The sequence below is a fragment of the Levilactobacillus muriae genome, assembly GCF_045862015.1.
GTDB classification, from domain to species: domain Bacteria; phylum Bacillota; class Bacilli; order Lactobacillales; family Lactobacillaceae; genus Levilactobacillus; species Levilactobacillus muriae.
On sequence record NZ_BAAFRU010000001.1, the window covers coordinates 1 to 23,528 of the forward strand.

General features: G+C 48.9%; 25 protein-coding genes and 2 pseudogenes. 17 read left to right on the forward strand and 10 right to left on the reverse strand.

Annotated features, from left to right (window positions below; all coding sequences use genetic code 11):
• Window positions 1-259 precede the first annotated feature (259 nt).
• Window positions 260-1,270 (forward strand): alpha/beta hydrolase, encoded by a 1,011-nt coding sequence (locus tag ACKTSF_RS00005; protein ID WP_407885411.1) that lies wholly within the window; start codon window positions 260-262, stop codon window positions 1,268-1,270.
• A gap of 165 nt (window positions 1,271-1,435) precedes the next feature.
• The gene (locus ACKTSF_RS00010; RefSeq protein WP_407885413.1) at window positions 1,436-2,026 is read left to right on the forward strand and encodes a DapH/DapD/GlmU-related protein; all 591 of its coding nucleotides are present in this window, start codon (window positions 1,436-1,438) and stop codon (window positions 2,024-2,026) included.
• A 189-nt stretch (window positions 2,027-2,215) separates the two neighbouring features.
• Here the strand turns inward: ACKTSF_RS00010 and ACKTSF_RS00015 are convergent, their stop codons facing one another.
• On the reverse strand, window positions 2,216-3,097 hold the full coding sequence (locus ACKTSF_RS00015; RefSeq protein WP_407885415.1) for a LysR family transcriptional regulator: 882 nt from the start codon (window positions 3,095-3,097) through the stop codon (window positions 2,216-2,218).
• 312 nt (window positions 3,098-3,409) lie between these two features.
• Here ACKTSF_RS00015 and ACKTSF_RS00020 point away from each other — a divergent pair, with 312 nt between their 5' ends.
• From ACKTSF_RS00020 to ACKTSF_RS00065, 10 genes are all read left to right on the forward strand, one after another.
• A complete protein-coding gene (locus ACKTSF_RS00020) occupies window positions 3,410-4,369 on the forward strand; it encodes an alpha/beta hydrolase (RefSeq protein ID WP_407885417.1) in 960 nt (319 codons plus the stop codon).
• Window positions 4,359-4,733: a MerR family transcriptional regulator gene (locus tag ACKTSF_RS00025; RefSeq protein WP_407885419.1), complete on the forward strand. Its 375-nt coding sequence runs from the start codon at window positions 4,359-4,361 to the stop codon at window positions 4,731-4,733. Before ACKTSF_RS00020 ends, ACKTSF_RS00025 begins: the two co-directional genes overlap by 11 nt.
• Window positions 4,720-5,571, forward strand: a complete 852-nt coding sequence (locus ACKTSF_RS00030; protein WP_407885421.1) for an aldo/keto reductase — start codon at window positions 4,720-4,722, stop codon at window positions 5,569-5,571. Before ACKTSF_RS00025 ends, ACKTSF_RS00030 begins: the two co-directional genes overlap by 14 nt.
• A 31-nt stretch (window positions 5,572-5,602) precedes the next feature.
• Complete coding sequence (locus tag ACKTSF_RS00035; protein ID WP_407885423.1) at window positions 5,603-5,980, forward strand: DUF2255 family protein; 378 nt, start codon at window positions 5,603-5,605, stop codon at window positions 5,978-5,980.
• 17 nt (window positions 5,981-5,997) lie between these two features.
• On the forward strand, window positions 5,998-6,942 hold the full coding sequence (locus tag ACKTSF_RS00040; RefSeq protein WP_407885425.1) for an aldo/keto reductase: 945 nt from the start codon (window positions 5,998-6,000) through the stop codon (window positions 6,940-6,942).
• Between the two features lie 120 nt (window positions 6,943-7,062).
• Window positions 7,063-7,704 (forward strand): NAD(P)H-binding protein, encoded by a 642-nt coding sequence (locus ACKTSF_RS00045; RefSeq protein WP_407885427.1) that lies wholly within the window; start codon window positions 7,063-7,065, stop codon window positions 7,702-7,704.
• An 11-nt stretch (window positions 7,705-7,715) separates the two neighbouring features.
• Window positions 7,716-8,624, forward strand: coding sequence for an amidohydrolase family protein (locus ACKTSF_RS00050; RefSeq protein ID WP_407885429.1), 909 nt, complete (start codon window positions 7,716-7,718; stop codon window positions 8,622-8,624).
• A 43-nt stretch (window positions 8,625-8,667) separates the two neighbouring features.
• Window positions 8,668-9,252, forward strand: a complete 585-nt coding sequence (locus tag ACKTSF_RS00055) for a DapH/DapD/GlmU-related protein (protein ID WP_407885431.1) — start codon at window positions 8,668-8,670, stop codon at window positions 9,250-9,252.
• A gap of 70 nt (window positions 9,253-9,322) precedes the next feature.
• Window positions 9,323-9,961: a putative quinol monooxygenase gene (locus ACKTSF_RS00060; protein WP_407885433.1), complete on the forward strand. Its 639-nt coding sequence runs from the start codon at window positions 9,323-9,325 to the stop codon at window positions 9,959-9,961.
• A 291-nt stretch (window positions 9,962-10,252) separates the two neighbouring features.
• Window positions 10,253-11,260 (forward strand): aldo/keto reductase, encoded by a 1,008-nt coding sequence (locus ACKTSF_RS00065; protein WP_407885435.1) that lies wholly within the window; start codon window positions 10,253-10,255, stop codon window positions 11,258-11,260.
• A gap of 251 nt (window positions 11,261-11,511) precedes the next feature.
• On the opposite strand, the gene ACKTSF_RS00070 is transcribed toward ACKTSF_RS00065, so the two are convergent.
• Together ACKTSF_RS00070 and ACKTSF_RS00075 are read right to left on the reverse strand one after the other, a co-directional pair.
• A complete protein-coding gene (locus ACKTSF_RS00070; RefSeq protein ID WP_407885437.1) occupies window positions 11,512-11,793 on the reverse strand; it encodes a type II toxin-antitoxin system RelE/ParE family toxin in 282 nt (93 codons plus the stop codon).
• Window positions 11,786-12,085: a type II toxin-antitoxin system RelB/DinJ family antitoxin gene (locus ACKTSF_RS00075; protein WP_407885439.1), complete on the reverse strand. Its 300-nt coding sequence runs from the start codon at window positions 12,083-12,085 to the stop codon at window positions 11,786-11,788. Before ACKTSF_RS00075 ends, ACKTSF_RS00070 begins: the two co-directional genes overlap by 8 nt.
• Window positions 12,086-12,189: 104 nt before the next feature.
• Here ACKTSF_RS00075 and ACKTSF_RS00080 point away from each other — a divergent pair.
• From ACKTSF_RS00080 to ACKTSF_RS00090, 3 genes and pseudogenes are all read left to right on the forward strand, one after another.
• Window positions 12,190-12,480 (forward strand): annotated as a pseudogene (locus ACKTSF_RS00080) (transposase); the annotation flags it as partial.
• Window positions 12,481-12,607: 127 nt separating this feature from the next.
• Window positions 12,608-12,958, forward strand: a complete 351-nt coding sequence (locus ACKTSF_RS00085) for a hypothetical protein (protein ID WP_407885443.1) — start codon at window positions 12,608-12,610, stop codon at window positions 12,956-12,958.
• Between the two features lie 855 nt (window positions 12,959-13,813).
• Window positions 13,814-15,187 carry an LPXTG cell wall anchor domain-containing protein gene (locus tag ACKTSF_RS00090; RefSeq protein WP_407885444.1) on the forward strand — a complete coding sequence of 458 codons (1,374 nt, stop codon included), beginning with the start codon at window positions 13,814-13,816 and terminating at the stop codon, window positions 15,185-15,187.
• Between the two features lie 55 nt (window positions 15,188-15,242).
• Here the strand turns inward: ACKTSF_RS00090 and ACKTSF_RS00095 are convergent, their stop codons facing one another.
• The 3 genes and pseudogenes from ACKTSF_RS00095 to ACKTSF_RS00105 form a co-directional block, all read right to left on the reverse strand.
• Window positions 15,243-15,803: a L,D-transpeptidase gene (locus ACKTSF_RS00095; RefSeq protein WP_407885446.1), complete on the reverse strand. Its 561-nt coding sequence runs from the start codon at window positions 15,801-15,803 to the stop codon at window positions 15,243-15,245.
• A 206-nt stretch (window positions 15,804-16,009) separates the two neighbouring features.
• Window positions 16,010-16,288 carry a type II toxin-antitoxin system PemK/MazF family toxin gene (locus ACKTSF_RS00100; protein WP_407885448.1) on the reverse strand — a complete coding sequence of 93 codons (279 nt, stop codon included), beginning with the start codon at window positions 16,286-16,288 and terminating at the stop codon, window positions 16,010-16,012.
• Window positions 16,285-16,371 (reverse strand): annotated as a pseudogene (locus ACKTSF_RS00105) (IS200/IS605 family transposase); the annotation flags it as partial. The pseudogene ACKTSF_RS00105 and the gene ACKTSF_RS00100, both read right to left, overlap by 4 nt.
• Window positions 16,372-16,780: 409 nt before the next feature.
• Here ACKTSF_RS00105 and ACKTSF_RS00110 point away from each other — a divergent pair.
• Window positions 16,781-16,993, forward strand: coding sequence for a hypothetical protein (locus tag ACKTSF_RS00110; RefSeq protein ID WP_407885450.1), 213 nt, complete (start codon window positions 16,781-16,783; stop codon window positions 16,991-16,993).
• A 122-nt stretch (window positions 16,994-17,115) separates the two neighbouring features.
• On the opposite strand, the gene ACKTSF_RS00115 is transcribed toward ACKTSF_RS00110, so the two are convergent.
• A complete protein-coding gene (locus ACKTSF_RS00115) occupies window positions 17,116-18,798 on the reverse strand; it encodes a hypothetical protein (protein ID WP_407885451.1) in 1,683 nt (560 codons plus the stop codon).
• A gap of 327 nt (window positions 18,799-19,125) precedes the next feature.
• Between ACKTSF_RS00115 and ACKTSF_RS00120 the strand changes: the two genes are divergently transcribed.
• Window positions 19,126-19,764, forward strand: coding sequence for a helix-turn-helix transcriptional regulator (locus tag ACKTSF_RS00120; RefSeq protein ID WP_407885453.1), 639 nt, complete (start codon window positions 19,126-19,128; stop codon window positions 19,762-19,764).
• Between the two features lie 655 nt (window positions 19,765-20,419).
• Here the strand turns inward: ACKTSF_RS00120 and ACKTSF_RS00125 are convergent.
• The 3 genes from ACKTSF_RS00125 to add form a co-directional block, all read right to left on the reverse strand.
• Window positions 20,420-21,274, reverse strand: a complete 855-nt coding sequence (locus ACKTSF_RS00125; protein WP_407885455.1) for a polysaccharide deacetylase family protein — start codon at window positions 21,272-21,274, stop codon at window positions 20,420-20,422.
• A 66-nt stretch (window positions 21,275-21,340) separates the two neighbouring features.
• Complete coding sequence (locus tag ACKTSF_RS00130; protein WP_407885457.1) at window positions 21,341-22,165, reverse strand: site-specific integrase; 825 nt, start codon at window positions 22,163-22,165, stop codon at window positions 21,341-21,343.
• 78 nt (window positions 22,166-22,243) lie between these two features.
• Window positions 22,244-23,284 carry an adenosine deaminase gene (add, locus tag ACKTSF_RS00135; RefSeq protein ID WP_407885459.1) on the reverse strand — a complete coding sequence of 347 codons (1,041 nt, stop codon included), beginning with the start codon at window positions 23,282-23,284 and terminating at the stop codon, window positions 22,244-22,246.
• Window positions 23,285-23,528: the final 244 nt, after the last annotated feature.

Here is a 23,528-nt window from a genome sequence, read left to right on the forward strand (position 1 = left end):
GAATTCTCCTTGTATATTGTTTTTTAGTCGACTCAATTATACTCGTGGAGCAATCCATGTCTATTTTTGTACAGTAAAAGCCCGACGCGTCGGGCTTTTACTGTACTTTTTAACTTTCAACCTTTAGATTAGTAATAAGTATGGGGGAAAGATCGTATGCGTAAATGGTATGAGAATACATACAATCTAAGTAATCGTAATTTTTCGTTGCAATCGGTAGAATGGAATTGTTGCAAAAAACGTTAGGAGGAATCAGGAAATGCGCAAATCAGTGAAACCAGTCTATCTAGCAGGTCAAGCCAACGTCACGAGTCGTAATCAGGACTTACCCACCGGTGATCAGTCACGAGGGGCCGATAATTGGTATGAAAGTGAGCAGGTCGTGAAGACGCCAATTCGGTTTAAGAATCTCTATGATATGGAATTAACCGGTAACTTGTTCGTCCCTAAGAATTTGGATCGGACAATGAGGCATTCAGCCATTATTGTTGGTGCGCCAAATGGTGCCGTTAAGGAACAGTCGGCGAACCTGTATGCTACGAAACTAGCCGAGTTTGGATTCGTCACGCTGTCTTTCGATCAAGTCTTCTGGGGAGAGAGCGCCGGATCACCTCGAAATGCCATGGCACCCGATCTCTATTCTGAAAGTTTCTCTGCTGCTGCAGACTACCTGACGACGCTGACTTATGTCGCGGAAGATCAGATCGGCGTGCTGGGAATTTGTGCATCTGGCAGCTTTTCGTTAAATCAAGCGAAAGTTGATACCCGATTGAAAGCGATTGCCACGGTCAGTCTGACCGATATGGGTGCTGTGGCTCGGGGAATGCGTGACGCTATGGGAGGCCACACCATGGTTGACCAAGCCGCCACACAACGGACCCAGGAAGAAGTGGGAGCTGAAGTACTCTATACTAGTGGGACGCCGGAAAAAATTGGGCCTGATTCCGATGCGTTCTCCAAAGAATTTTACGATTTTTACCGGACGCAACGAGGAGCCGGCAATACCACAACGCAACCAACGCTGACGAGCTTTGTGAAGTTGTTGAATTTTTATTCGTTAAGTGATATTGCGACGGTTTCACCACGGCCCCTACTTTTTATTGCGGGTGAAAATGCCATTTCGTTGGGGTTTAGTGAAGACGCCTACGCTGCGGCGACAGAACCTAAAGAGCTGTACAAAGTCGCCGATGCGGGTCACGTCGACTTGTACGACCGAACGGCATTAATTCCATTCGCAAAATTGAACGATTTCTTTAGTCGGAATTTGTAAGAGAATTGGATTCTTAACTGAAAACGAGACGGGCCACGCCTAATCTCGTTTTTTTTGAACAAATTTGTATGCTTAAAAGCTATAGTAGATGATTTAATTTAAGCATTTGATATAGGAAACGTCGCCGCATATACTAATTCTCAGTTAAGCAAAGGAGTGAATCAGATGACAAATCCAGCTATTTTTGAACGTGCCTTGTCTGGGGAAAAATTAGACTTTGCTGGAGAGGATTTTCAGGCAATCACGGAAACCGTTCAGCACACACAGGAACTTTTGAAAAAGTTCAATTATACTGATCAAACCCGAGAACAGCGCCGGGCTACGCTCAGTCAGGTTGTTGGGTACAGTGTTCCCGAATCGGCTGAAATCAATGCACCGATCCATAGCGATTTTGGTCCGCATATTTTCATCGGGGAGCATGTTTTCGTTAATCAAGACGTTATCTTCGTGGACCTCGGGGGCATCTACTTGGCTGAAGGGGCGCTGATTGGGCCAAGGGCAACGTTAATTACGGTTAATCATTTAGAAGATCCGGCCCACAGACGCGACATCCGGGCCCAAGCAATTCATATTGAAAAGAACGCATGGGTTGGTGCTGGCGCCCTGATTCTTCCCGGCATAACGGTGGGGGAAAATGCGATTGTTGGTGCTGGTGCCGTGGTAACTAAGGATGTACCAGCTAACATGATTGTTGTGGGGACACCGGCCAAAATTCTACGCCGGGTGAAGGGCACGTCTACGGATGACCAAGGCTAGTAGCCTTTTAACTGAGGGTTGAAAGTCCAAGTACACCTAGAAAGACCCAGCTAACAGAGATTTAATCCACAAAATTAGTTGGAAATTACCACCTGTGGCTGCCAGAGATTCCGGCTGCTGTGGGGACCGCCTGCGGCCTGAGAAGCGGTCCTCCGTCTCGGTTTGAAGCCTGCTATAAACCTTCAGTCTCTAATTAGCAGTTGGCACCAATTCCCCTTGAATCTGCGACAACAAGGCTTGGGCTGCGGCGGATAATCGTTGTCCTTTGAGCCAGACTAGACTTGAGCCAGAAGATATTCTGGGGGCCAATGGAATGAATGCTAGGTCAGATTGATTCGTATTGATGATGCCATCTAAGCCAAGGGCATTACCAACACCGGCCGAGACTAATAAAGACGCGTTGTAGAGGAGGTTGTAAGTCGCGACAACGTTGAGATTTTCCGTAGTGAAGCCGAAGACATCGTGTAGGCGTGCGTTACCCCCTTGTTGTGGCAAGATCAATCTTGTCTGTGCGACATCTTCTAGGCTAACAGTCGTTTGCTGAGCTAGGGCGGAACGACTTTGGACGAGTAAGCCCCAACGACTTTCACCTGGTAAACGTAGAAAGTCATAATCAGTCTTATCGACGGGTTCCATGACGACACCAAAATCAAACACCCCCGAGGTCAGCTGTTGGTGGATATCCGCAGCATCCATACTGACGAGGTTGACCCGTATGTGGGGATGTTGGTGATTGAGGTGGCCGATTGCTTGAGCGACCGTTAACATGCTCCGTGCCTCAGCACTGCCGACCAAGACTGAGCCGCTGACATCCTTTTCTTGGTGAATATTTGCTAGTGTCTTATCACTCAGTGAGAGAATTTGTCGGGCTTGATTGGCAAAGTATTCGCCGTCGGGTGTGAGCCGAATTGTACGATTTCCCCGCACAAAGAGTGTCGTGCCTAATTCCTCTTCCAGTTCCTTCAGTTGACGGGATACGGTAGGCTGGGATACATGCAAACGCGCCGATGCTTTACTAATATTCTTTTCTTGAACAATCATTAAGAAGTAACGTAAAACGCGTAACTCCATGGCTGTCATCTCCTATAGCTCACTTGAATAGTCTTCGAGTTAATCTAATCATTTGGTATATTAAAAGTCAAGTTGCAACTAAAGCACAGCAAAGTTAACAGTGGCCGTGGTGTACCAGTGAATTTAGGGTCAGCATGCTGTGCTTCTGGCAGGACTGCGAGTCGCAACAATCACGGTTGTCGCAGGTTGAAACTAGTATGCAAAAATCGAATGGCACAATATTAATTATAGGTATTAGACATTGAAATGAACTGCTCGTATGCTAAGGTTATTGATTAAGTAATTTATAGAAGAGAAAGGTGACTTATCAGTATGAATGATTACATTTTTGATTTAGACGCAGCCGTTATCCGCAAATCAGTGACCTACCCCAATCGCTTTGGTCTTACATTGGCCGCGGATCTCTACTACAGCAAAGATACCGATTTAAGTCACCAACATCCGGCTCTACTAGTGGGGTCACCCTATGGTGGTGTCAAGGAGCAGGGACCCGGGATCTATGCGCAGAATATGGCTAAACGGGGCTTCATTGTTGTAACTTTTGATGAATCGTATAACGGCTATAGTGGTGGTCAACCGCGTCATATTTCTTCACCGGATATTTTCGTGGAGGATTTTAGTGCTACTGTGGATTTTCTGGGGACGCGACCATTTGTAGACCGCGACCGAATTGGCGCAATCGGTATCTGTGGGAGTGGAAGCTTTGCATTGAGTGCGGCTGGAATTGATCCACGAATTAAAGCGGTGGTAACGGCTAGTATGATTGATATCTCTGCCACGGATGCCGTCTACACGCCGGAGCAGAAGCGGGCGACACAGTTGCAAATTGCTGAGCAACGTTATGTGGATTTTGAGACGGGCCACCCTGTGATGGGAGCCCGGGGGTATGCCTTACAGTGGGATGAAAAGACCAATCCGGTAGCTCGAGAATTTGGGGAATTCTATGCCACCACGCGAGGTTACCACCCCAATGCCATCGGTCAATTTAGCTGGTCGAGTGAACCGTCCTTTATGAACTTCAATCTGTTGGATCATGTGGACGATATTGCACCACGGCCAATCATGCTGATCGTCGGCACTGCGGCATTTTCTCGCAGTTTCTCTGATGAGGTTTACGCTAAGGCAGCGGGGCCCAAGGAACTGGTCGAGGTGCCGGGAGCGATTCATATTGATTTGTATGATCAATGTGATAAAATTCCGTTCGAAAAAATTAACGCGTTCTTTACGCAAAACCTAGCAAAAGCGGGGAAGGGGCAGTCAAATGAAAATTAACGAAGTGGCTAAGCTTCTACACACGAGTGCGTGGACGTTGCGGTATTACGAACAGGTCGGGGTGATTGCACCGATTGCCCGGACTAAAGGCAATCGCGATTATTTAGCGACAGACGTTACTCAGGTACGGCGAGTCTTAGACTTGCGTCGTTGTGGGTTGACGTTAGAAGAAATTAAGCGGTTGGTCCATTTACGGGCAACTACTGGAACGGCATCGATTCAGCAACAGATTTTACAGACCCGAGCAGCGAATCTCCGCCATGAGATTACGGGCCTGCAGTCTTCGCTGAATCGCTTGGATACAAAAATTATGGCAATTTCAGTTGAGACATCAAAGGAGTTGAGCGGTAATGGCACAAACTAAGCTAAATAATGGTGTGATGATGCCCTTACAAGGATACGGTGTCTTTCAGATCACGGATCTGGAACAATGTGAGCAAGCCGTCGTTGAGGCACTGCACACCGGGTATCGTCTGCTTGATACGGCGGCTACGTATGGGAACGAAGCTGCGGTCGGACGCGGTATTCAACGTAGTGGCGTTGCTCGCGAGGACATTTTCATTTCTTCTAAGGTATGGATTCAGGATGCCGGCTACGACAAGACTATGGCCTCCTTTGCCAAAACATTGGCGAACTTACAGACGGACTATCTGGATCTTTATTTGATTCATATGCCTTATGGTGACTATCAGGGAAGTTGGCGCGCGATGGAGGACCTCTATGAGGCCGGCAAAATCAAGGCAATCGGCGTTTGTAATTTTGAGGCGGATCGCCTCTTAGATCTAATTTTATCGAATCGGATCGTTCCAGCAATTGATCAAATGGAAATGCACCCATTTACGCAGCAAAAGGCCTTGCGTCACATTTTAGATCAGTATGGAATTAAGTTGATGGCATGGGCACCGTTTGCCGAGGGGCACAACAATCTATTTACACAACCGATTTTGAAAGCGATTGGTGATCAATACGGTAAGACGCCAGCACAAGTCGTTTTGAGATGGCTATTGCAAAGCGACGTTATTGCAATTCCCAAGTCTGTTCATGCTGAACGGATGGCACAGAACTTTGCCATCAATGACTTCCAGTTGACCGCTGCCGATCTGATTCAGATTGCTACGCTGGACACGGAGCGGCCACTAATCTTACAAATTCGCGCCGTATCTGAGGTATTTCGATTGCACGGGATTACGTTTGACCAGTAAACCTGACGTGAATCATGAAAGGATTTTTGAAATGAGTCAATGGACAGCAGAACAATTGAATGACTTTTCAACAGCCGATGATATGCGAGTCGCACCGTTCTATGCGGACGGCAAAACCTCTGGTACGCCCACTTGGATCTGGTCGGTCGTCGTTAAGGGAGCACTTTACGTCCGGGCCTGGAACGGTCAGCACTCTGGCTGGTATCAATCTGCCAAATCACAGAAGGCGGGCCGGATTCACTTGGCTGGTCAGAATTTTGCGGTGACCTATCTACCAATCACTGCTGACGACCAACTGACGGCCGCCATCAATCAAGCCTATGAGGCTAAATATGCGGGGAGTCCGTACCTGCCCCCCATGCTGGAGACCGGCCCCGTAAGTGCTACCGTTCGTTTAGATTTAAAATAAAAGGAGAAGTGATCATCATGACAACAACACAAGCTAAAATTGCATTGGGAACCTGGGCCTGGGGTGATACGCCTGAAGGCCAAGTCTTTGGAAATTATTTAACGGCCGCCGCTTTAAAGCCAGTCGTTAAGGCAGCAATGACTGCTGGATTCAATTTATGGGATACGGCCTACGCCTATGGTGCCGGAGAGTCTGAGGCGAAGTTGGGCGAGCTACTACAAGATTATCCGCGGGACAGCTACCAACTGTCCACGAAGTTCACGCCGCAGATGGCCGCTGGTGACAGTGACCACGAAGTTGCCGATATGCTCGAGGGTAGTCTGAAGCGTCTGCACACCGACTATATCGATATTTACTGGATTCACAACTCTGGTGATGTGGAAAAATGGACGCCGCAACTGATTCCGTTGGTTCAAAGTGGTAAAATCAAGCGCGTTGGGGTATCTAACCACAACCTTGATCAAATTAAGCGCGCTAATGAAATTCTGGGCAAAGCGGGCATTCACATTTCAGCTGTGCAAAATCACTTTAGTCTGTTATACCGTTCCTCAGAAGAGGCTGGGATCATCGACTACTGCAAGCAACATGAGATCACGTTCTTCGGCTACATGGTCTTGGAACAAGGACTCTTAACGGGACGGTACAACGTTGCTAACCCGTTGCCTGCTGGGAGCATGCGGGCGAACATCTACAACGATGTATTGCCACAAGTTGCGGCCCTAACAGATGAACTAAAGGTAATTGGGGCGAAGCAAGAGGCTTCTGCAGCTGAGGTTGCCACGGCCTATGCTTTGTCAAAGGGCGTGACACCAATCGTTGGGGTCACAAAGGATAAGTACATTCCAAGTGAAAGCAAGGCACTAGCATTAACGCTTAGCGCTGCCGATATCAGTAGACTAGAAGAACTTGCCACAGCGGCTAACGTGAATACCAAAGGTTCTTGGGAAGCGCCCATGGCCTAAAATGGTCTACTAGCGAAAGTGTGAAAACAGTTAGATGACGATTGGGTGAATTTAGGTCGGAACGCGGTGGTCATCATGCTATCGCAGGTAAAGAAGTTAGAGATATGGGAGGATTTGTGAATGACTAAAGTAATGATTGTCGGCGCACACGGCGCCATGGCACGATTGGTAACGGAACGTCTACTGAACGAAACGACGGACACACTGACCTTGTTTCTACGCGATGCCGCGCGGTTGAATCAGTATGCAGACAACGACCGGGTGACGCTCGTCGATGGTGATATCAAGGATACGGCGGCAGTTACGCAGGCGATGGCGGACGTGGATATCGTTTATTCTAATTTGGGCGGTGTTGATTTAGCTGAACAGACACAGAGCGTCCTGACCGCCATGGCACAGACCAGGAAGCACCGCTTGATCTATATCAGTTCGTTAGGCGCTCATCATGAAGTTCCCGGAAAATTCGGCGCGTGGAATGAACAAGCAATCGCTGCCTTTCTGCCGGGGTTCCGTAAGACCGCTGAACTGGTCGCCAATTCTGGCCTGACCTATACGGAGATTCGTCCGGCATGGCTAACTAACAATGACGAAGTCGCTTACGAGGAAACGCAGCTGGGCGAGGACTTTAAAGGGACCGAGGTCTCTCGGCAGAGCGTCGCAGACTTTGCCTTTAAGGTCATCACGCAACCAGACACTTATCAGAATGTCAGCGTTGGTTTGGACAAGTCCGGAACTGCTGGCGACCAGCCCAGCTGGGTTTAAGGGGCACACTCATGACAGTTATTGATGTTTTTGCGCATAGCTTAGCGCCTGAGTTTCTTGCTCAGATGAATACGATTCGGCCCCATATTTTGGATGACTTTCCCTATATGAAGAACGACTTGTTGACGGACGTGGGCAAACACCGTGCGTCCTTACCCGCCGATCATCAACAGATTCTCTCGGCGGTCAACTTGAACCCCGAGGATTTTGTTGGACCCGAGCAGGCGGCGGAACTTTGCCGCAGTGCCAATGCGGAATTGGCCGCAATGGTCCGCGATAACCGTGATGTCTTCCCGGCTGGGGTAGCGATGCTGCCGATGAATAATGTGCCGGCAGCTCTCAAACTGATCGATGAGCAAGTGGTTGGTAGCGATGCATTGGTTGGGGTGCAACTCTTCACGCAGGCGCTGGGGCAGCCGATTACGGCGGCCGTTTACGAACCGATTTTTGCCAAACTCGCCGCAATCGGCGCCCCGATTTGGCTTCATCCCGTCTTTGATGCGCGCAAGCCAGACAACAATCTGACGTTTAGCTGGGAGTACGAGTTGACTCAGGCTATGTACGGCATTGTAGCGGCGAAGTACTTTCGCAAGTATCCGGGGCTCAAGGTCATCGTGCATCACGCCGGGGCCATGGTGCCATACTTTAGCCAGCGCATCACGTACATTCAGGGGCCAGCAGACGTCGCTGACTTCCAGAAATTCTATGTTGATACGGCGATCTTGGGAAATCCCAAGGCGCTGGAACTCGCCGTTGATTTCTTCGGTAGTGACCACGTGCTCTTTGGGACGGATTCGCCATTTGGCATTCCGCCGGTCGGGCCGACAAGGGTTATTGAAGAGGCCGTCAATGCGATGGCCATCACGACGCAACAACGGCAGGGCATTTTACACGACAACTGGCAGGCGCTGATGGCGTAGCCTGGTGACTGCAACAACAAGCTAATAGGAGGCCACATTAACTATGAAGACGGAACACGAAAAGTTATTAGCAGGTCAGGATTACGATTACCGGGATCCCGAACTTCAGCAGCTCATTGCCCGGGGGAAGCAACTCCTCACGGTCATCAATGGCGGACAGGGTGCTGCTAGACAAGCGGCTATGCAGGATTTCTTTGGCCGCGTCGGTCAGCGGTTGACGATCAACGGACATTTTAGCGCAGTTTACGGCGTGCACATCCAGGTTGGTGATGATGTCTTTATCAACGGCAACTGTACCTTTCAGGATTCTAATCAGATTATTCTGGGTGACCGGGTGATCATTGCGCCAGATGTGAAACTTTACTGTGGGTCTCATGCGTTGGATGCCACGCAGCGGTTCGGTGTGCGGCCGGATGGCTCACGCTACTTAATAACCACGACCAAGCCCATCACAATCGGCAACGATGTTTGGATTGGAGGTAACGTGACCATTATCGGTGGCGTGCACATTGGCAATAATGTCGTAGTCGGCGCGGGTGCCGTGGTGGCCAAGGACGTGCCAGATAATGTCGTGGTTGGTGGCGTGCCCGCACGGATCATTGAGACGTTGCCGCCATTGGTCCGGTAATAGATTGCCCTTTGGCAGATAAAGGAAAGTGATGCGTATCGCAAACGACCAAGTAATACCGTTGTTTCGATTGTTCAAATTGACTATTACCGCCGCCCAGCGGGTTAACTTCGTTGCGGCAGGAAAACACAACCTAGAGACCTCAATTCAAAATGAGCCCGGGACGCTGGCCATGTATGCCATGCACGTGGCACCGGCTGGACTGGAGAATCGGGTCATCGAGGTCTATCGTGATGCTGACAGTTACGATCGCCATGCCAATTCACCACAGTTCAAGGCGTTCCGGGCAGTGGCGAAGGATGCGGTGAGCCAGCAGGCTGTGGTAAATCTCACGCCAATCGTGCTTAGAGAACAAGCAAAGCCCCTCAAAGTGAGTGGTGAGTCCCACTTCCTACAATTGACGGAGGTGACCCTAAAGCCAGGACAGGCGGCCGCGTATCAGGCGCTGGTCACGGCGTCGGGTTCGGCGGCGACAATGTCTCAGGCTGGCCGGTTGGTCATTGCCATCGGGCGGGTCGTTGATGATCCGCAAAAGTGGGTGATCTTTGAGGTCTATCAGGACAAGCTGGCCTATCAACGCTACCAGCAGACGCCGGCTAATAAACACGATCAGCGTGCGAGCCGGGCGCTGATTCAGACGACACAAACGACGGTTCTGTGTCCGGATACCTTGGTCAATCAGGGCGGATTGACGCTGGTTAATCACTAGGGTTAGGCATGATGACACCTTTGCGATCGTTGGATTTGTCACCGCTAGATTAGTGACAAGGGTCGCACTCCGGCCGCCAGGGATTCCGCTTGCTGTGGGGAACGCCTCCAGCCAAAGGACGGGCCGGGGGCTCGCCTGAAAGCCGCCAAGTTCAGGCGTCTCTCAGGTCGTCCCACGATGTAAGCCGGAAGTGTGCCGACTTACATCGTTGACACAACAGTCATAATGAGTATTTTGGAACTTTCGACCTTCAGTTAGGGATGAAATGGCAGTTTAGAAAGAAGTGGCACTATGGATTATACGAAATTTGGAAATACGGGATTAGATGTTTCGCGCCTGTGTCTGGGCACTATGGGCTTTGGCAATGCGTCGACGGGGATGTTTCCGTGGGCCATTGACGAGGAAAAGAGTGAACAGGTCATCAAGCAGGCGCTGGACCTTGGCATCAACTTCTTTGATACCGCGAATATTTATTCGCACGGCGACAGTGAACGTTTCGTGGGCAAGGCCCTGAAGAAGCTGGCTAACCGGGATGAGATCGTCCTGGCAACCAAGGTCTTCTTCACGCCGGAACAGGCGCCGAATGTGGCCGGGCTCTCGCGCAAAGCGATTTTTTCACAGATTGATCAGAGTCTGAAACGCCTGCAAACGGACTACGTGGATCTATACGTGATTCATCGGTGGGATTACAATACGCCGATCGAAGAAACGATGGAAGCTTTGAACGATGTGGTTAAATCCGGGAAGGTTCGCTACATTGGGGCCTCGGCAATGTTCGCCTGGCAATTTGAAAAGGCCCAAGCGGTCGCGGAACGGCACGGTTGGACCAAATTTGTCTCGATGCAAAATCACTTGAACTTACTCTATCGTGAAGAGGAGCGGGAAATGCTGCCGCTGTGCGCGGACCAGGGGATTGCGGTCACGCCGTATAGTCCACTGGCATCTGGTCGGTTGACGCGGGATTGGTCCGGTGAGACCAAACGCTATGCCACGGATAAAGTTGCGCGTTCGAAGTACGACGACAGTAAACAACTGGACTTACCGATCATTCAGCGAGTTGGTGAGCTGGCCGAGAAGTACGACGTGGATCGGGTTCAGATCGCGTTGGTCTGGCTGCTGCAGAAGCCAACGGTGACGGCCCCCATCATTGGTGCCACCAAGTCGTCGCATTTAACGGGTGCGGTCAAAGCATTGGACGTGCACTTGAGCGCGGATGATGTGGCATACTTGGAAGCGCCTTACCTGCCACATGAATTGGTCGGGCCATTGACGGCGGATGAGACGGATTATCAACGGTAAATAGATTAGGTGAGAAAATCGGTGACACCCCAGACAGGCGCGACATCGATTTTTTGATAAATAGCACAAAACACACTTAGTACCGTTGGGTTAGCCGGGGATTGTTCCCGTTGAATAAGGTGATCTGCTTTACTATAACTGACTTGTAGGAAAACACGGTGGCCAATCGTTGCACTTGATTTGACAATTCGCCAGTCAAAAAAAGACTATCGCCAATGCAATAGTCCAAGATTTTACTATTTAGAATGTCGTTACAAGATGTCATGCCCGCCTGTGTCAAGCAAAAGTAAGACAAGTTCATTATCATGAATGATCTGGTATAGGAGCAGCCAATTCTTATCTAGGTGAATTTCGTTGATTCCCGCAAGATTACCTGTCAACAGGTGCCAGTCAAATTGATGCACGAGTGTTTCATGATCTTCCACTAAAATTGTATTGACAGCCGCTTTTAGTCGTTTCATATCATAGTGCTTTTTGGCTAATTTCTTGTAAGCACGATCAAAGCGGGCAGTGGTAAGTGAACGATTAATCATCTACTGAATCCTCTAGTTTTTGTAGGTGTGAAAAAAGTTCATCAGCATTATTAAATTTCGTGACACGGCCAGCTTTGACATCAGCTAGTGCTTCATTGAGTTCTGATATAACACTGTTGGTGGTCGGCCTAAATGGCAAACCACTCTCTTTGACTAATTGTGCTATGAAAATATTGACTAAGTTAGGTAAATCTGTACCCATTTCCTTTGCAATCGCATCGGCGTCTTGTTTACGTTGATGATTCACTCGAATTGTCAAGCGATCTTTAGCTTGCTGATTTGGATTGATCACAAATACCCCTCCATTCATTTTGTTGTCTTATTGGTGACATTTTAACATTTGTTAGACATTCTTTCCAATGAAATCACTTTAAGTGCTAGGTGTCGCCTTGCTCTAAGTGGAAAGATGCTTATCCTAAAGTGATGAGCAAGCTGGAAAACAATCAGAATCTCTTGACTTGTTTTACGTTTCCAGCTGCGACCTGTAGCAGTATTTACAGCACTAACCTCATTGAATCCTTCAACAAGCAGCCAAAACGTCAGACTAAGAAGAAGGAACAGTCCCCCAACGAATCAGCTCTGGAACGGGTTTTAGTCACGGTTATCCGGAATTATAATGGCCGAAACTTTGAGCGAACACATCGAGGATTTAAGCAAATCCAGGACACGTTGGAATCAATGTATTAACAGCTAACTAATGGGAGAGGACTTTCATTTACACAAGATATTTGACACTCCCTTTTCTAGCCATACTTGCACACCTTATAGTATAATTTGATTGTGTAAATAACTCACGTTAAAGGGGAGATGTAACATGATTTCAGCTGATAATTTGTTTTTGCTGTACTTAAAGCTCACATTATTTAGTTTCGATGAAAATGATAATGCAATTGCATGTCTGAAAAACTTCAGTGTGATTAAGAGTAATTCGTTGATCATCTTTGAAATAACGAGAATAAATTCTGCGTTTCTCATTGCAGATGCTCTTGGAAAAATTGAAACTAATTTTTCACTCTCCTTGGATTATAGCTATCCAGTTGATCCGCATCGGGTTGTGCAATCGAAAGCTTTACCGGATTCTATTTTCTTCACCGTTGAAGGGTGGAACCATTTGAAGTTGAATAACCTCAAGAATAAAATATTGGATTTTGAACGTTTTTTATAAAATCATCTCCATCAGTTTTGAACTATAAACACATACAGTCCATAGTGGGGATTTCAAACAAATATGTTTTATTGGCGAATTTTATAATCAAGTTAGCCACTTATAATTTAGGGAAAAATACATACACTAAGACACAAATCTCGGGTATCATTTCATTCAACGGGTCGGTGAGATGACCAAGAAGTATGACGTGGATCGGGTTCAGATCGCGTTGGCCTGGCTGCTGCAGAAGCCAACGGTGACGGGCCCCGATCATTGGCGCCACCAAGTCGTCGCACTTAACGGGTGCGGTCAAAGCATTGGACGTGCACTTGGGCGCGGATGATGTGGCATACTTGGAAGCCCCTTACCTACCGCATGCGTTGGTGGGACCATTGACGGCTGATGAGATGGATTATCAACGGTAAATAGGTACGACTAAAAGCCGGTGTCACCCCCAGATAGGAGCGACACCGGTTTTTTTGATAATTATCAGCAGCCATACTTAGTAACGGTAGAATGCTATTGAAAGTAGTTCGGTTGTCAATAGTAGCTGATCGGCCAGTACGATAGGGTACATTGGTTTGATGCGTGCCCACTGGTCATTAGTTAGTTCGTAGCGCTTTGGTATAGTCATAATGGACGCCAATTTTTTTTGATGGCGTATACCATGAATCACTCTTTAGGAGCAGGACCTAGTCAGCATATTATTCTAAAACAACTGACAGATTGCCTATCTTAGTGGCAATTGTGCTTTAAAGATAATGTTGACTCGAGGAATATTTTAGCGTAATTTTTATGTATAGAGATTATCACACATCACTCAAAACGGATAGGTCGACAATCTTAGGTGCTTGAAATTGGAGGAAGTTCAGCATGTATAAAAAGTTGCGGGGAATGTATGATTGCCGCCCGAAATTTACTTGTCGCAGAAAATATCAGTATTGGGGACTATTGGGGGCCGCACTGGTCGCTTTGTCATTTAGCCAGCTACGGCCAGTTCAGGCGCAAGCGGATGCGACCGGGACAGCAGCGGAACAAGTCGTGACGCAAAGTAACCGTGATTCTGTAGGGGACGATTCGACTGAGAGCACGCAAAAAGCTGAAGAGCAGGCGAATGCAGAGTCTAATGGCGGTGCTAAGACAACAGTGCAGAGTAATCAGCAGATAGATAAGGTTGACTTTGATGGCACCTCTGCACCAACTAATCCGCAGGCAACGCATGGGTCAACACCTACTAGCAAGGTGGTGCACCCAACTTCTACGGACTCAGATACCGAGACAATCACGGTTTACCATTATAAAAAAGGAACAACGGAAAGCCTAGCACCAGATGATGAGCTACCGGTGACAGCTGGGCAGACATATAGCGCGAAACCTAAAGAAATGACGCATTATCGTCTGGTGAATCAGGTTAATACAACGGGAATTTATTCAGGCCAAGAGGCCGCTTACTTTTACTATGAGCCTAAATCGTACCAAATTAAAATTAAGTATCAGGTTAAATTTCATGGCGCTGAAGCAAGTATCGCAGGAAGAAGCGTCACAACGTGGACAACGAAGGTTTTGAATGTGCCTTATGGAAAAGTCTACACAATTCCGGTTTTGAATCTCGAGAGTTCGGGTTTGTATGTGGTTAAGCAGCAGTTACCCAAGTCGTTAACCGGCATAATGGAAGGTAAACCGCTTAACGTGACAATCACTTATGGCGGCTTAACCAGTCAAACAGTTTGGCATCGTCAAAATGACACCTTGACCCATTACCTAACAGAGCCCAATGGTACTTTACAATACGCCGAGCTGGATGAGAATGAATCGAGCCATACGCTGCTCATGTTCACTTTCCCGCAGAGTGGCAAACGTATTGAAATGGTTATGATCAATAATGACAATGGCGATCATGTTCAAAAGCTTTACTTGGTGGAAGGTCAGAGGTTAACCGTTACCTTACTAGATGGTAGCCGGCACATCATTCAAGTGAAAAATGGGGTCATTTATGACCGTGCTCTGGACTCGAAAAAGCAAGCAAAGAGCGGACGCCAAAAACGACCAATGGCAGTGCAGAAAATGGGAAAAGCGACAGTTACTCATCTAAATGGGACCGGTTATTTTAAAGATAAAACGTCGAAAAACAAAGTGTACCTACCGAAAACAGGAGATCAGACTAACGCGTGGCCGAGCATGGCTGGTTTAGGTCTATTGGTCCTAGCAAGTACGGGTCACTTTTTAAGTCGGAAAAAGCGTGACTAAAAATTCAAAAAATCCGGTATCACCCAGGTTCAGAGTGATACCGGATTTTTTGAATCTAGTGAATGACAACCTTCATCTTGTAAGGCACATGGCTGTAAATCCAGTGGGCGTCGGCAACCCGTAGTCGCACGCAACCGTGACTGGCGCGTTTGCCTAACTTCTTAGCTTCACTGGCGATATACTTGCCATGCGCATTGACGGGCACGGAGTGGAAGAGATAGGTCCCCCAGTACTTGAAGGACGTCCAGTAGTTGGCACCTTCTTTGGAACTGGCGTTGTAGAAGTGAGTTCCCCGATTTTGAATATGGAACGTTCCGGTAGGGGTCGGGGATGATTTCTTCCCGGTCGAGCAGATCATGGTGTAGAGCACTTTCTTCCTGCTAGCCATGATGTACACACGTTGCTTGGCAATGGACACCTTGATGAAGGCCTGCTTATGCTTCTTCAAATTCGGATAAGCCTTTGCCTCGGAAGGTTGCTTCCAGGACGGGGTCGTCGTCTTCGTGGTTTTGGCGCTAGCGGTGGCCGTCCAGGTAGGCGTTGCGAGTGCAGTGATACCGACGCCTAAGCCCAATATGGCCAACAGGCCGGCAATAAATATTTTTGGTTTATGCATGGAATTCCTCCTTGTAGAATACGTTATTATTCTATAAGTGTTGGGAAACACTGTCAATGTGGAGAACATACAACCGGTGGAACCATTGGATGGATGATTGTCTAAGCGGAGCCAGTTGGCTTTTTGTCGCACGTTTCAGCAATATAGTTTTGGAGAACCAAAACAAGCCTGGGGTTTTATCCCAGACTTGTTTTTGATGATAACAATCAGAGCATGCGTTTTACTAGTATGGGAAGCAGGTAGCGACTTTGCTCGTTTTTTGTCGTGATTGGGGAAACGATAGACATGCCGCCCTGGTTGTACTGATGATTTGAAGCAACAACGACTGGCCGACGAATGTTACCTAGGGTTTTGTTGTGGCCACCTTCTTCGTGACCGGCGTGAGGGTCCACATTTACCCAGTAGAGGTGACCTTGTTTAATACGAGTTAGGCAGAATTCCCTTATTTTCAAACAAGGGATGAATGCCATCATGCTTTTTGTCATTTTATGATATTGTTTTCCACGGTCTCCTTGCTCATGTCACCCGAGGTACTCATGAAGTAACTAGGAGACCAGAGATGCCCACTCCTGATTAGGTAAAGCCTTGACAACCATCTATTCAAAATCAAGATGATGTTGAAAATCACCCATCAGCCATAAGCCGGCATTATTAGTAATGTGGGGACCATCGTCACAGAAAGAAATACTTGAATTGAAGTCTAAGCAACGTTCGAGTATATTAGGCAGTAGGAAGTCTCCACGGAGGTGTTCCTTAAAGCTTCTGGCGTACGGACGGATCTTTCACGTTAAAGGTGGTAAGGATAAGTCATGGTCCTATCAACAAAAAATGACCTTTTCATTTTTCTCAGCATCTTTTTGCCCATATTCTTTGGACTGAATTTACGGGAATCATTGGGGATTAAGCTCTTAATTACCGCAGTGCTACTGACAGTGTCATTATTGGCGGTTGCTTATGCCACCAAATATCCTAAAAGAATGTGGACAGGGAAATATGGTGTCTACGCAATTGTGATGCTAGGTGTCATGGGCTGGGTCGTGCTGCTCTTATTTGAGTCGGCGTCGACGCTCTTAACCGGTTGGTTGTACTGGGCATGGTTGGTGGCAAGCATGCTATGTTGTGGGATTGTGATGGGTTTTGCCGCGATCGTGCATGATATAGTTGTCGATCGACGTCGGGTAAAAAAGTAACAAGTTTGCTATTGGCGTACGATGAGATGTAAAAACAGGTGTCCCTTCCTAATATGGAGGGACACCTGTTTTTGAGAACCATTACTATGAGTACATTGTGGCGTCTATGATTATCAGCAAGGCTACTTAAACGACTGATTCGTAAACGTCTCAACAGTCCCCGTTTTAGCAGCTTCGTTGACCCGACCGGTCAGTTTGACTTGGTCGCCAGCCTTCATTAGCACAGCCTTTGGATAGTCGGCGGTACCGACCGTCCAGAGGGTATCGTTACCCTTAACAGCGAACAGCACATTTTGGCTATCACCATTCGGGATGACCACGACCCGTTCGACCGCGCCCTTCAACTTAATGGTCTTGGAGTTCGTCGTTGAGCTAGCCGTTGACCCGACCGTCGCGAGTTGGACCCGGTACTGGTCAAGCGCTTGGGCTGCCGTGGTGGCGTATGCCTTCACACTTTGATCGGCCGCCTTGATGTAGGCGTAGCTCCGGAAGGCCCCCGTGGAGTCTAGCAGTGAAACGACCCAGGTTGGGGTGCCATCGATGTTATACATAATCGGCATTGTCGCAGACCATTTCTGGGCGACGTATTCCTTTTCGGCGATCTTCTTGGCCCCGTCACTGTCCATGACTCCGATATTTTTACCGGTGTAGTAAGTCAGGGTTCCCGTGCGGGCGTTGATCATGGAGTAACCCATGGTCGAGTCGGCACTGGTCTTAGGTGAGGTGAAGTCGTTGAAGTAGGAGATGTCACCGTGCTTGTCTACGACAGGGGTGACGCCATCCTCGGTCCCGTTACTATTTGGATCCTTGACGCCGGTCTTGTTAAAGTGGGCGTTGAAGTAACCGTTGCCGTACCAGCCGAAGATTTCATTCATTTCTGCCGCTGTTGAAGAGGCGATGGATTCGTTGATGAATTTCGGCGCGCCGGCCGCTGAGTAAAGCTTGGTATCACCGGTCTTGGCATTCAAAACGACCACGTGCAGGCTCTTGTAGTTGATTCGACTGGAAACGCCGCGCGCCTTGTAGACGGTCTGGATGAAGTAGGGTTCGCCGCTATCCTTGATTTCGAGTTGCGGTTGCCCTTCCTGGACCCAGCCAGGAAAACGGTTGTAGATGACCCGTTGTGCGTCTTCGAAGAGGTAGGCACTAGGGGTGTATTTCATGGATTGTTTGACGAAATGGGGCTCAGCGTTCACGTTGGTGGCGTCAATCATGAAGTAACCGGGTGACTGCCGCGCCCGTTGCCAGCGCCAGAAACCGTCGAATTCAACGGGGGCGATATAGACGGTCTTGCCCTTGACGACCTGCGTCTGCAGAGCACCTAACTTATAATAAGAGGTGTTCGGCACGGCACTCATGGCCTTGTTCATCTTGTTACGAACGGTCTTGGGTGCGATGGCGATTGGCGTCGCGTCCTTATCCAGCAGAGGTGCCGTCTTCATTGTCTTGATCTTCAAAGAGTTATAGACTGGCTTCACACCAAACTTGGTCTGAGCAGCGCCGAAGAGGCTGACAACGAAGAGTAGTGCCAAGATGCCAGCAGCTACGTTGAGACCTTTATTTTGGCTACGTACGTGGGGACGCTTATCCCCGCTGCCAGTCTCGACCGTCACGTTGGGACTACTGAGTGCCAGAAATGGCAGGTAGAGCACCCCGCTGATGACGTTCATGATAATTAGGCTGAATAGCGCCTTACTAGGTAGAAGCACGAAGACCACACCGACGGCGATGATGTAGTAAATGATGTAGACTCCCGCCAGCATTTGTAAGTGTTGGGGACGTTGCACGATGCCCATGATTGCCATGATGAAGGCAGATAGGGTGCAGAAAAAAGCAACTAGTAACATGAGATAAACCCTTTCCAATTTATGTCTAGAGAAGCATCCGAATCAACCCGTTGCGAGGACTAGTGGCAAGAAGCTTGCAGTGAACGCAGCGCATCAATATATGTAAAAAATAATAACCTCCTCTAGTTTACCCTATTTAGCGATGCGACTAAAGGGGAACAGGTCAATGCCGAAAGAAGGATGACCTGCAAAAGCCCGCTATAGCAGCATAGCAAGCAAACTTAGCGTGACAAAATAACGTGTATTTGCTAGAGTTAGGGCATACATACGTAGGGAGGGAACAGGATGACACTTGGGGAAAAATTAAAACAAGCCCGGTCGGATCATGCGTTGACCCAGCAGGCTGTGGCACAGCAGGTAACCGTTTCGCGACAAACCATTTCAAGTTGGGAAACCGGGAAAAGTTATCCGGATATTGATAGTCTGGTGGCGCTGAGCAATTTGTATGGACTGACACTGGATACGCTCATTAAGGAAGACACTGGAATGCTGCATTATCTGCGCAAGTCGGAAATTATGACGCGATTGCGGCCAATCCGCCAAGCCATGCTGATTTTGAACAGCTTGTTTGTGGTCATTCTAATTTTCTTTTTGCCAAGTCGTTTGGGTGGCGGAATTTTAATTGCCGCGGTGCTGGCTAACCTGGCTGGTTTTGCCTATTTGCAAAGATTTGAGGAGGCGCTCAGTGACCTGCCAATATGGGAACAGCGGTGGCAGAGAGGCTGGCTGCCGGGACTACTGGGAAGTTTAGCAGCAACCGGTGCCTTAATCGCAACCAATTGGTGGTCAGTCTCCGCGGCGGTTGCCAGTAACCTGGTCAGTATCACCTGGGTAGGCTGGCTGACGCTGTTACTGATCTGGATGGGTCACGTGATTGGACGGCTTAAGCAACAAGAAGAGAAAGTGGCAAGATCCAAAAAGTAGGGCGTAGGTCGGGGCTTTACCAACTGATAATGAGCGTCATCGGAGAAACACCTTCGCCAATTTAGGGTAGTGGGGTGTTTTTTGAGGTGGCATTGTGTACAAAACAAAAGGACTAGCCAATTCAGCCAGTCCATTAAACACGTTTATCTTCGAGTTGGGGTCATTAATGCTTAAACATGAAAATGCCCCGCACGATTTCGGCACCAATTAGAACCACCATGAATGACCAAGTAACGAGTGTTGCGACGCTTCCCATTTTAAAGACCTCCTCGATTTCGTCCGGTTTCTGATTACCTTTATTGTACGCCGAACACCGAAATGGCACAATAGGAACCGCTTACATTTTTTAATAAATCCATCATCAGGAAAAGTGGTTTATGCCACGTTTCACCTGGTGATGGATTTGATTTATGACGAATGTGGTTTAGTTAACATGGCATGTCGTACTTTGCCAGTTCTCGGAGTATTTAGATTAGCAATGTTGTTACTCACAGATTCAGAATTAAATCATTGCCAGATTATACGTTAGTTTAGCCGGAAGCAGTCAGGGATGGCGCCGGCTGTGACGACGCTGGAAGCCCGCTCTTTGGCTGGAGGCGGTCCCCACAGCGGCAGAATCCCTGGCTGCCGCAGGCGACTATAACGCGCAGTCTGATCAGCGATTGGTCACAGTGATGAGGCTGGCGAAGGTAGCGGTGCTCATGCCGGGGGTAACCCGCAGGCGTGAGAGGTTGTAGCGTCCCTGTTTCAGAGTGGCCATGCCCTCTTGCGTCGTCAGTGCCAGTGTATAGCCGCTCTGCTTAGCCAAGCGGTGAGTCGTAGCATTGGCCCGTCCCGCTGGATAGCACAGCATCCGTGTGTGTTGCGCAAGATGTGTGTCTAGCCACTTCTTGGAATTCACCAGTTCCTGTTTCTGCTGAGTCGCTGACAGTTCATCGAGATTCAGATGCTGGACGGTGTGGCTGGCGAAATCCACGTGGCCAGTGGCCTTCATCCGCTTCATTTCCGCTAATGAGAGGTGATTATGTTTGTGTGTAAAGCCCGTGATCACGTTAATCGTCGCGTGGAGGTTATATTTCTGTAAGGCAGGCAATCCATTGGTCAGATTGTCCTTATACGCGTCATCTAGTGTGATCCAGACCACCTTTTTTTGTGGTACGGTATTGGTGGTCAGTGCGCGAATCGCTTCGGTCGTGGTTAACGTTCGGTAGTGGTGCTGCTTAAGATAGGCCATTTCACTGGCAAACTGTTTTTTCGGTACGCGTAGCTGGTTGCCACTGGAGATACTGTGATACATCAAAATGGGCAACTTAAGTGGTTGCTTCAACTTGATCCAAGGCTTAGCTTTGACGACCTTGACCTCTGTGGATTCGGCGTCTTGCGTTTGAACCCGATTGTGGCGCGCAGGGCGACTAACGGTGTTGGGGCGCGACTGACTCCATACGAAACCACCACCCAATAAGGCAATCAAAACCAGACAGCCCCCCAAGAGCCACCATTTCCTCTTCATAACATACTCCCCCAGTTTGTTCGTTTACTATTTAGTATAGGGGGTTCAATGGCGGGTGGCACGTAATTAGTCTGTACGTTGGGCCAGCCGGCGATAATAATCGATAGAATCGGGCTCCAGATGGAGAGCCAAAATCGCTTCACGGTCGGAAAGCTGGGGGTGGCGTCGGAGATAGTTAACTAAATAACCTTGGTATAAAACGGTCGGACTCAGGGCAAAACCAGCCACCGATTCGTCTGGTTTTAGATATTTATGCAGCCCAGGCAAAGTTAAGTGAGGATCGGCCGCGGCACGCTGCTTCAGGAACCAGTCGTTGGACTGGAAACGTTGCTGCAAGGGCGTGAGAAAGGCCTGCAGTTCAGTCAAGAATTGTTGCGCCGAGGCTGACCAATTCTGGGTCTTCAGATGGGCTGTGAAATTGGGCTGGAGGAAGGCCTGTACTGGGTAACCGTGGGCCACGAGCAGGAGTGTCAGTCGGGTATATACGTGAAGCCGCGGGTCGGCCAACAAGCTGTCGAGGTCGTCGACCCAGCGGTAATTCAGTGGTTGGGCGGCCTGCTTGGGCTTACTCTTTAAATCCAGCGTGGGTAGGTAGGGTGTCCAGCTGTGGGAGAAGAGAAACTTAAAGTAGACGTTGAGGTGTGACAGGACCTTATTATAAGTCTGATTCTGAATCTGACGGGCATCCCCCAACATCGCCAAGTACTGTTCCACATCGGGCGTCTGAAGCTGATTGACGCGGTGGTCTCGTTGATAGGTGGGGTTGAAATTCTCCAAGTATTTGAAAAAGTCCGTGAGGGTCGCGTTGTACTCGTCTTGGGTGGCTTGCGCCATGGCCCGTTGCTGGAGCGTGCGGTTGAAGGCGTCTTGATAGGGATAGGATTGGGACATGGCAATAGTCTCCTTTGCTAAAAATTACGTTAACTTAGAGCGACGACCACGACCGTTAAGCCGTGGTGGTGAGGGGGGTCAGGCGGTCGTTGAGGTACGTGCGGCCTGAACCTTTTCACGTAAGTGTTCTTTCTGGTCGTCATCGATAAAGGCAGCGTCGATGGCGTTGAGTGTCAGGCGTTCCAGCAGAGACCAATTCAGGCCGAACTGCTTGCGAAGCGTGATGAATTCATCGGTTAAGGTGACGTTAGAGACGGTTCGGTCGTCGGTGTTGACCGTGACTTTTAGGCCAGCGCTGAGAAATTCTGACAGGGGGAAGTCGTCCCAACTTTGGACGGCCTTTGTCTGGATATTACTCGTTGGACAGATCTCGATGGTCGCACCGGCCGCCTTGGTTTGGGCGATCGCTGCGGGGAAACCACTCATGTGAACGCCGTGCCCGATACGTTTGGCGCCCATGGTCAAAGCAACCACAACGTTATCGACAGGGCCGGCTTCACCGGCATGTACCGTGAATGGCAGGCCAGTTGCTTGGCCCACACGGATAGCGTCGACTAGATCAATCGTGGGGTGGTTGTACTCATCCCCAGCGAAGTCCAGGCCAACGACGCCTTCGTGTTTAAAGTCGGCAGCGGTCTGGAAGACCTCGATGCATTCGTCTAGGGGACGGTCACGCATCGCGCAAACGATGGCGTTGACTGGAATGCCGAACTCGGCGGAACCAGCGTGCAGGCCTTCCAGTGTGGCGGCGATGGCTTCGCGAATGGAGAGGCCTTTTTCGGTAAAGATAGCGGGGGCAAACCGCGTTTCTAAGTAAATCAGACCATCTTCGGAAGCAGTCTGGACCATGTCGTAACCAGCAATTCGGAGCTGTTCCGGCGTTTGCATCAGATCGGTCACGACCTTGAATCGTTTTAAGTAGTCAATTAAGCTGACGGTATCAATGGGTGCCGATACCAAAGTCCGGAGTTCCGCGTCGCTGGCTGGCAACTCGGCACCGGTCACGGCCGCCATTTTCCGAAGCGCGGGTAGCGAGATAGAGCCATCGAGGTGACAGTGCAACTCAACTTTGGGATACTGACGTACGGCGTCTGCGGTAAAAGGGTTAACTTGAGACATGGTGAGGTCCTCCTTTGGAATACGATGCTTCAGTTTAGTATACCATGAGAGCGCTTAACTACGCGACCTTGCGGGATAAATTGTCTGTTCTGATACCTTGTCGGGTGGTGTCAATAACCCCGTGAGGTTGTGGGTGGACGTTCGGCGCAATACGCGGTGATTCGGCGGATAGGGGTTAAATTCAAATGGTACCATTCGCTAAAACTCATCCGACTTAAAGACTGTTCTAGCCATTTAGTAAATC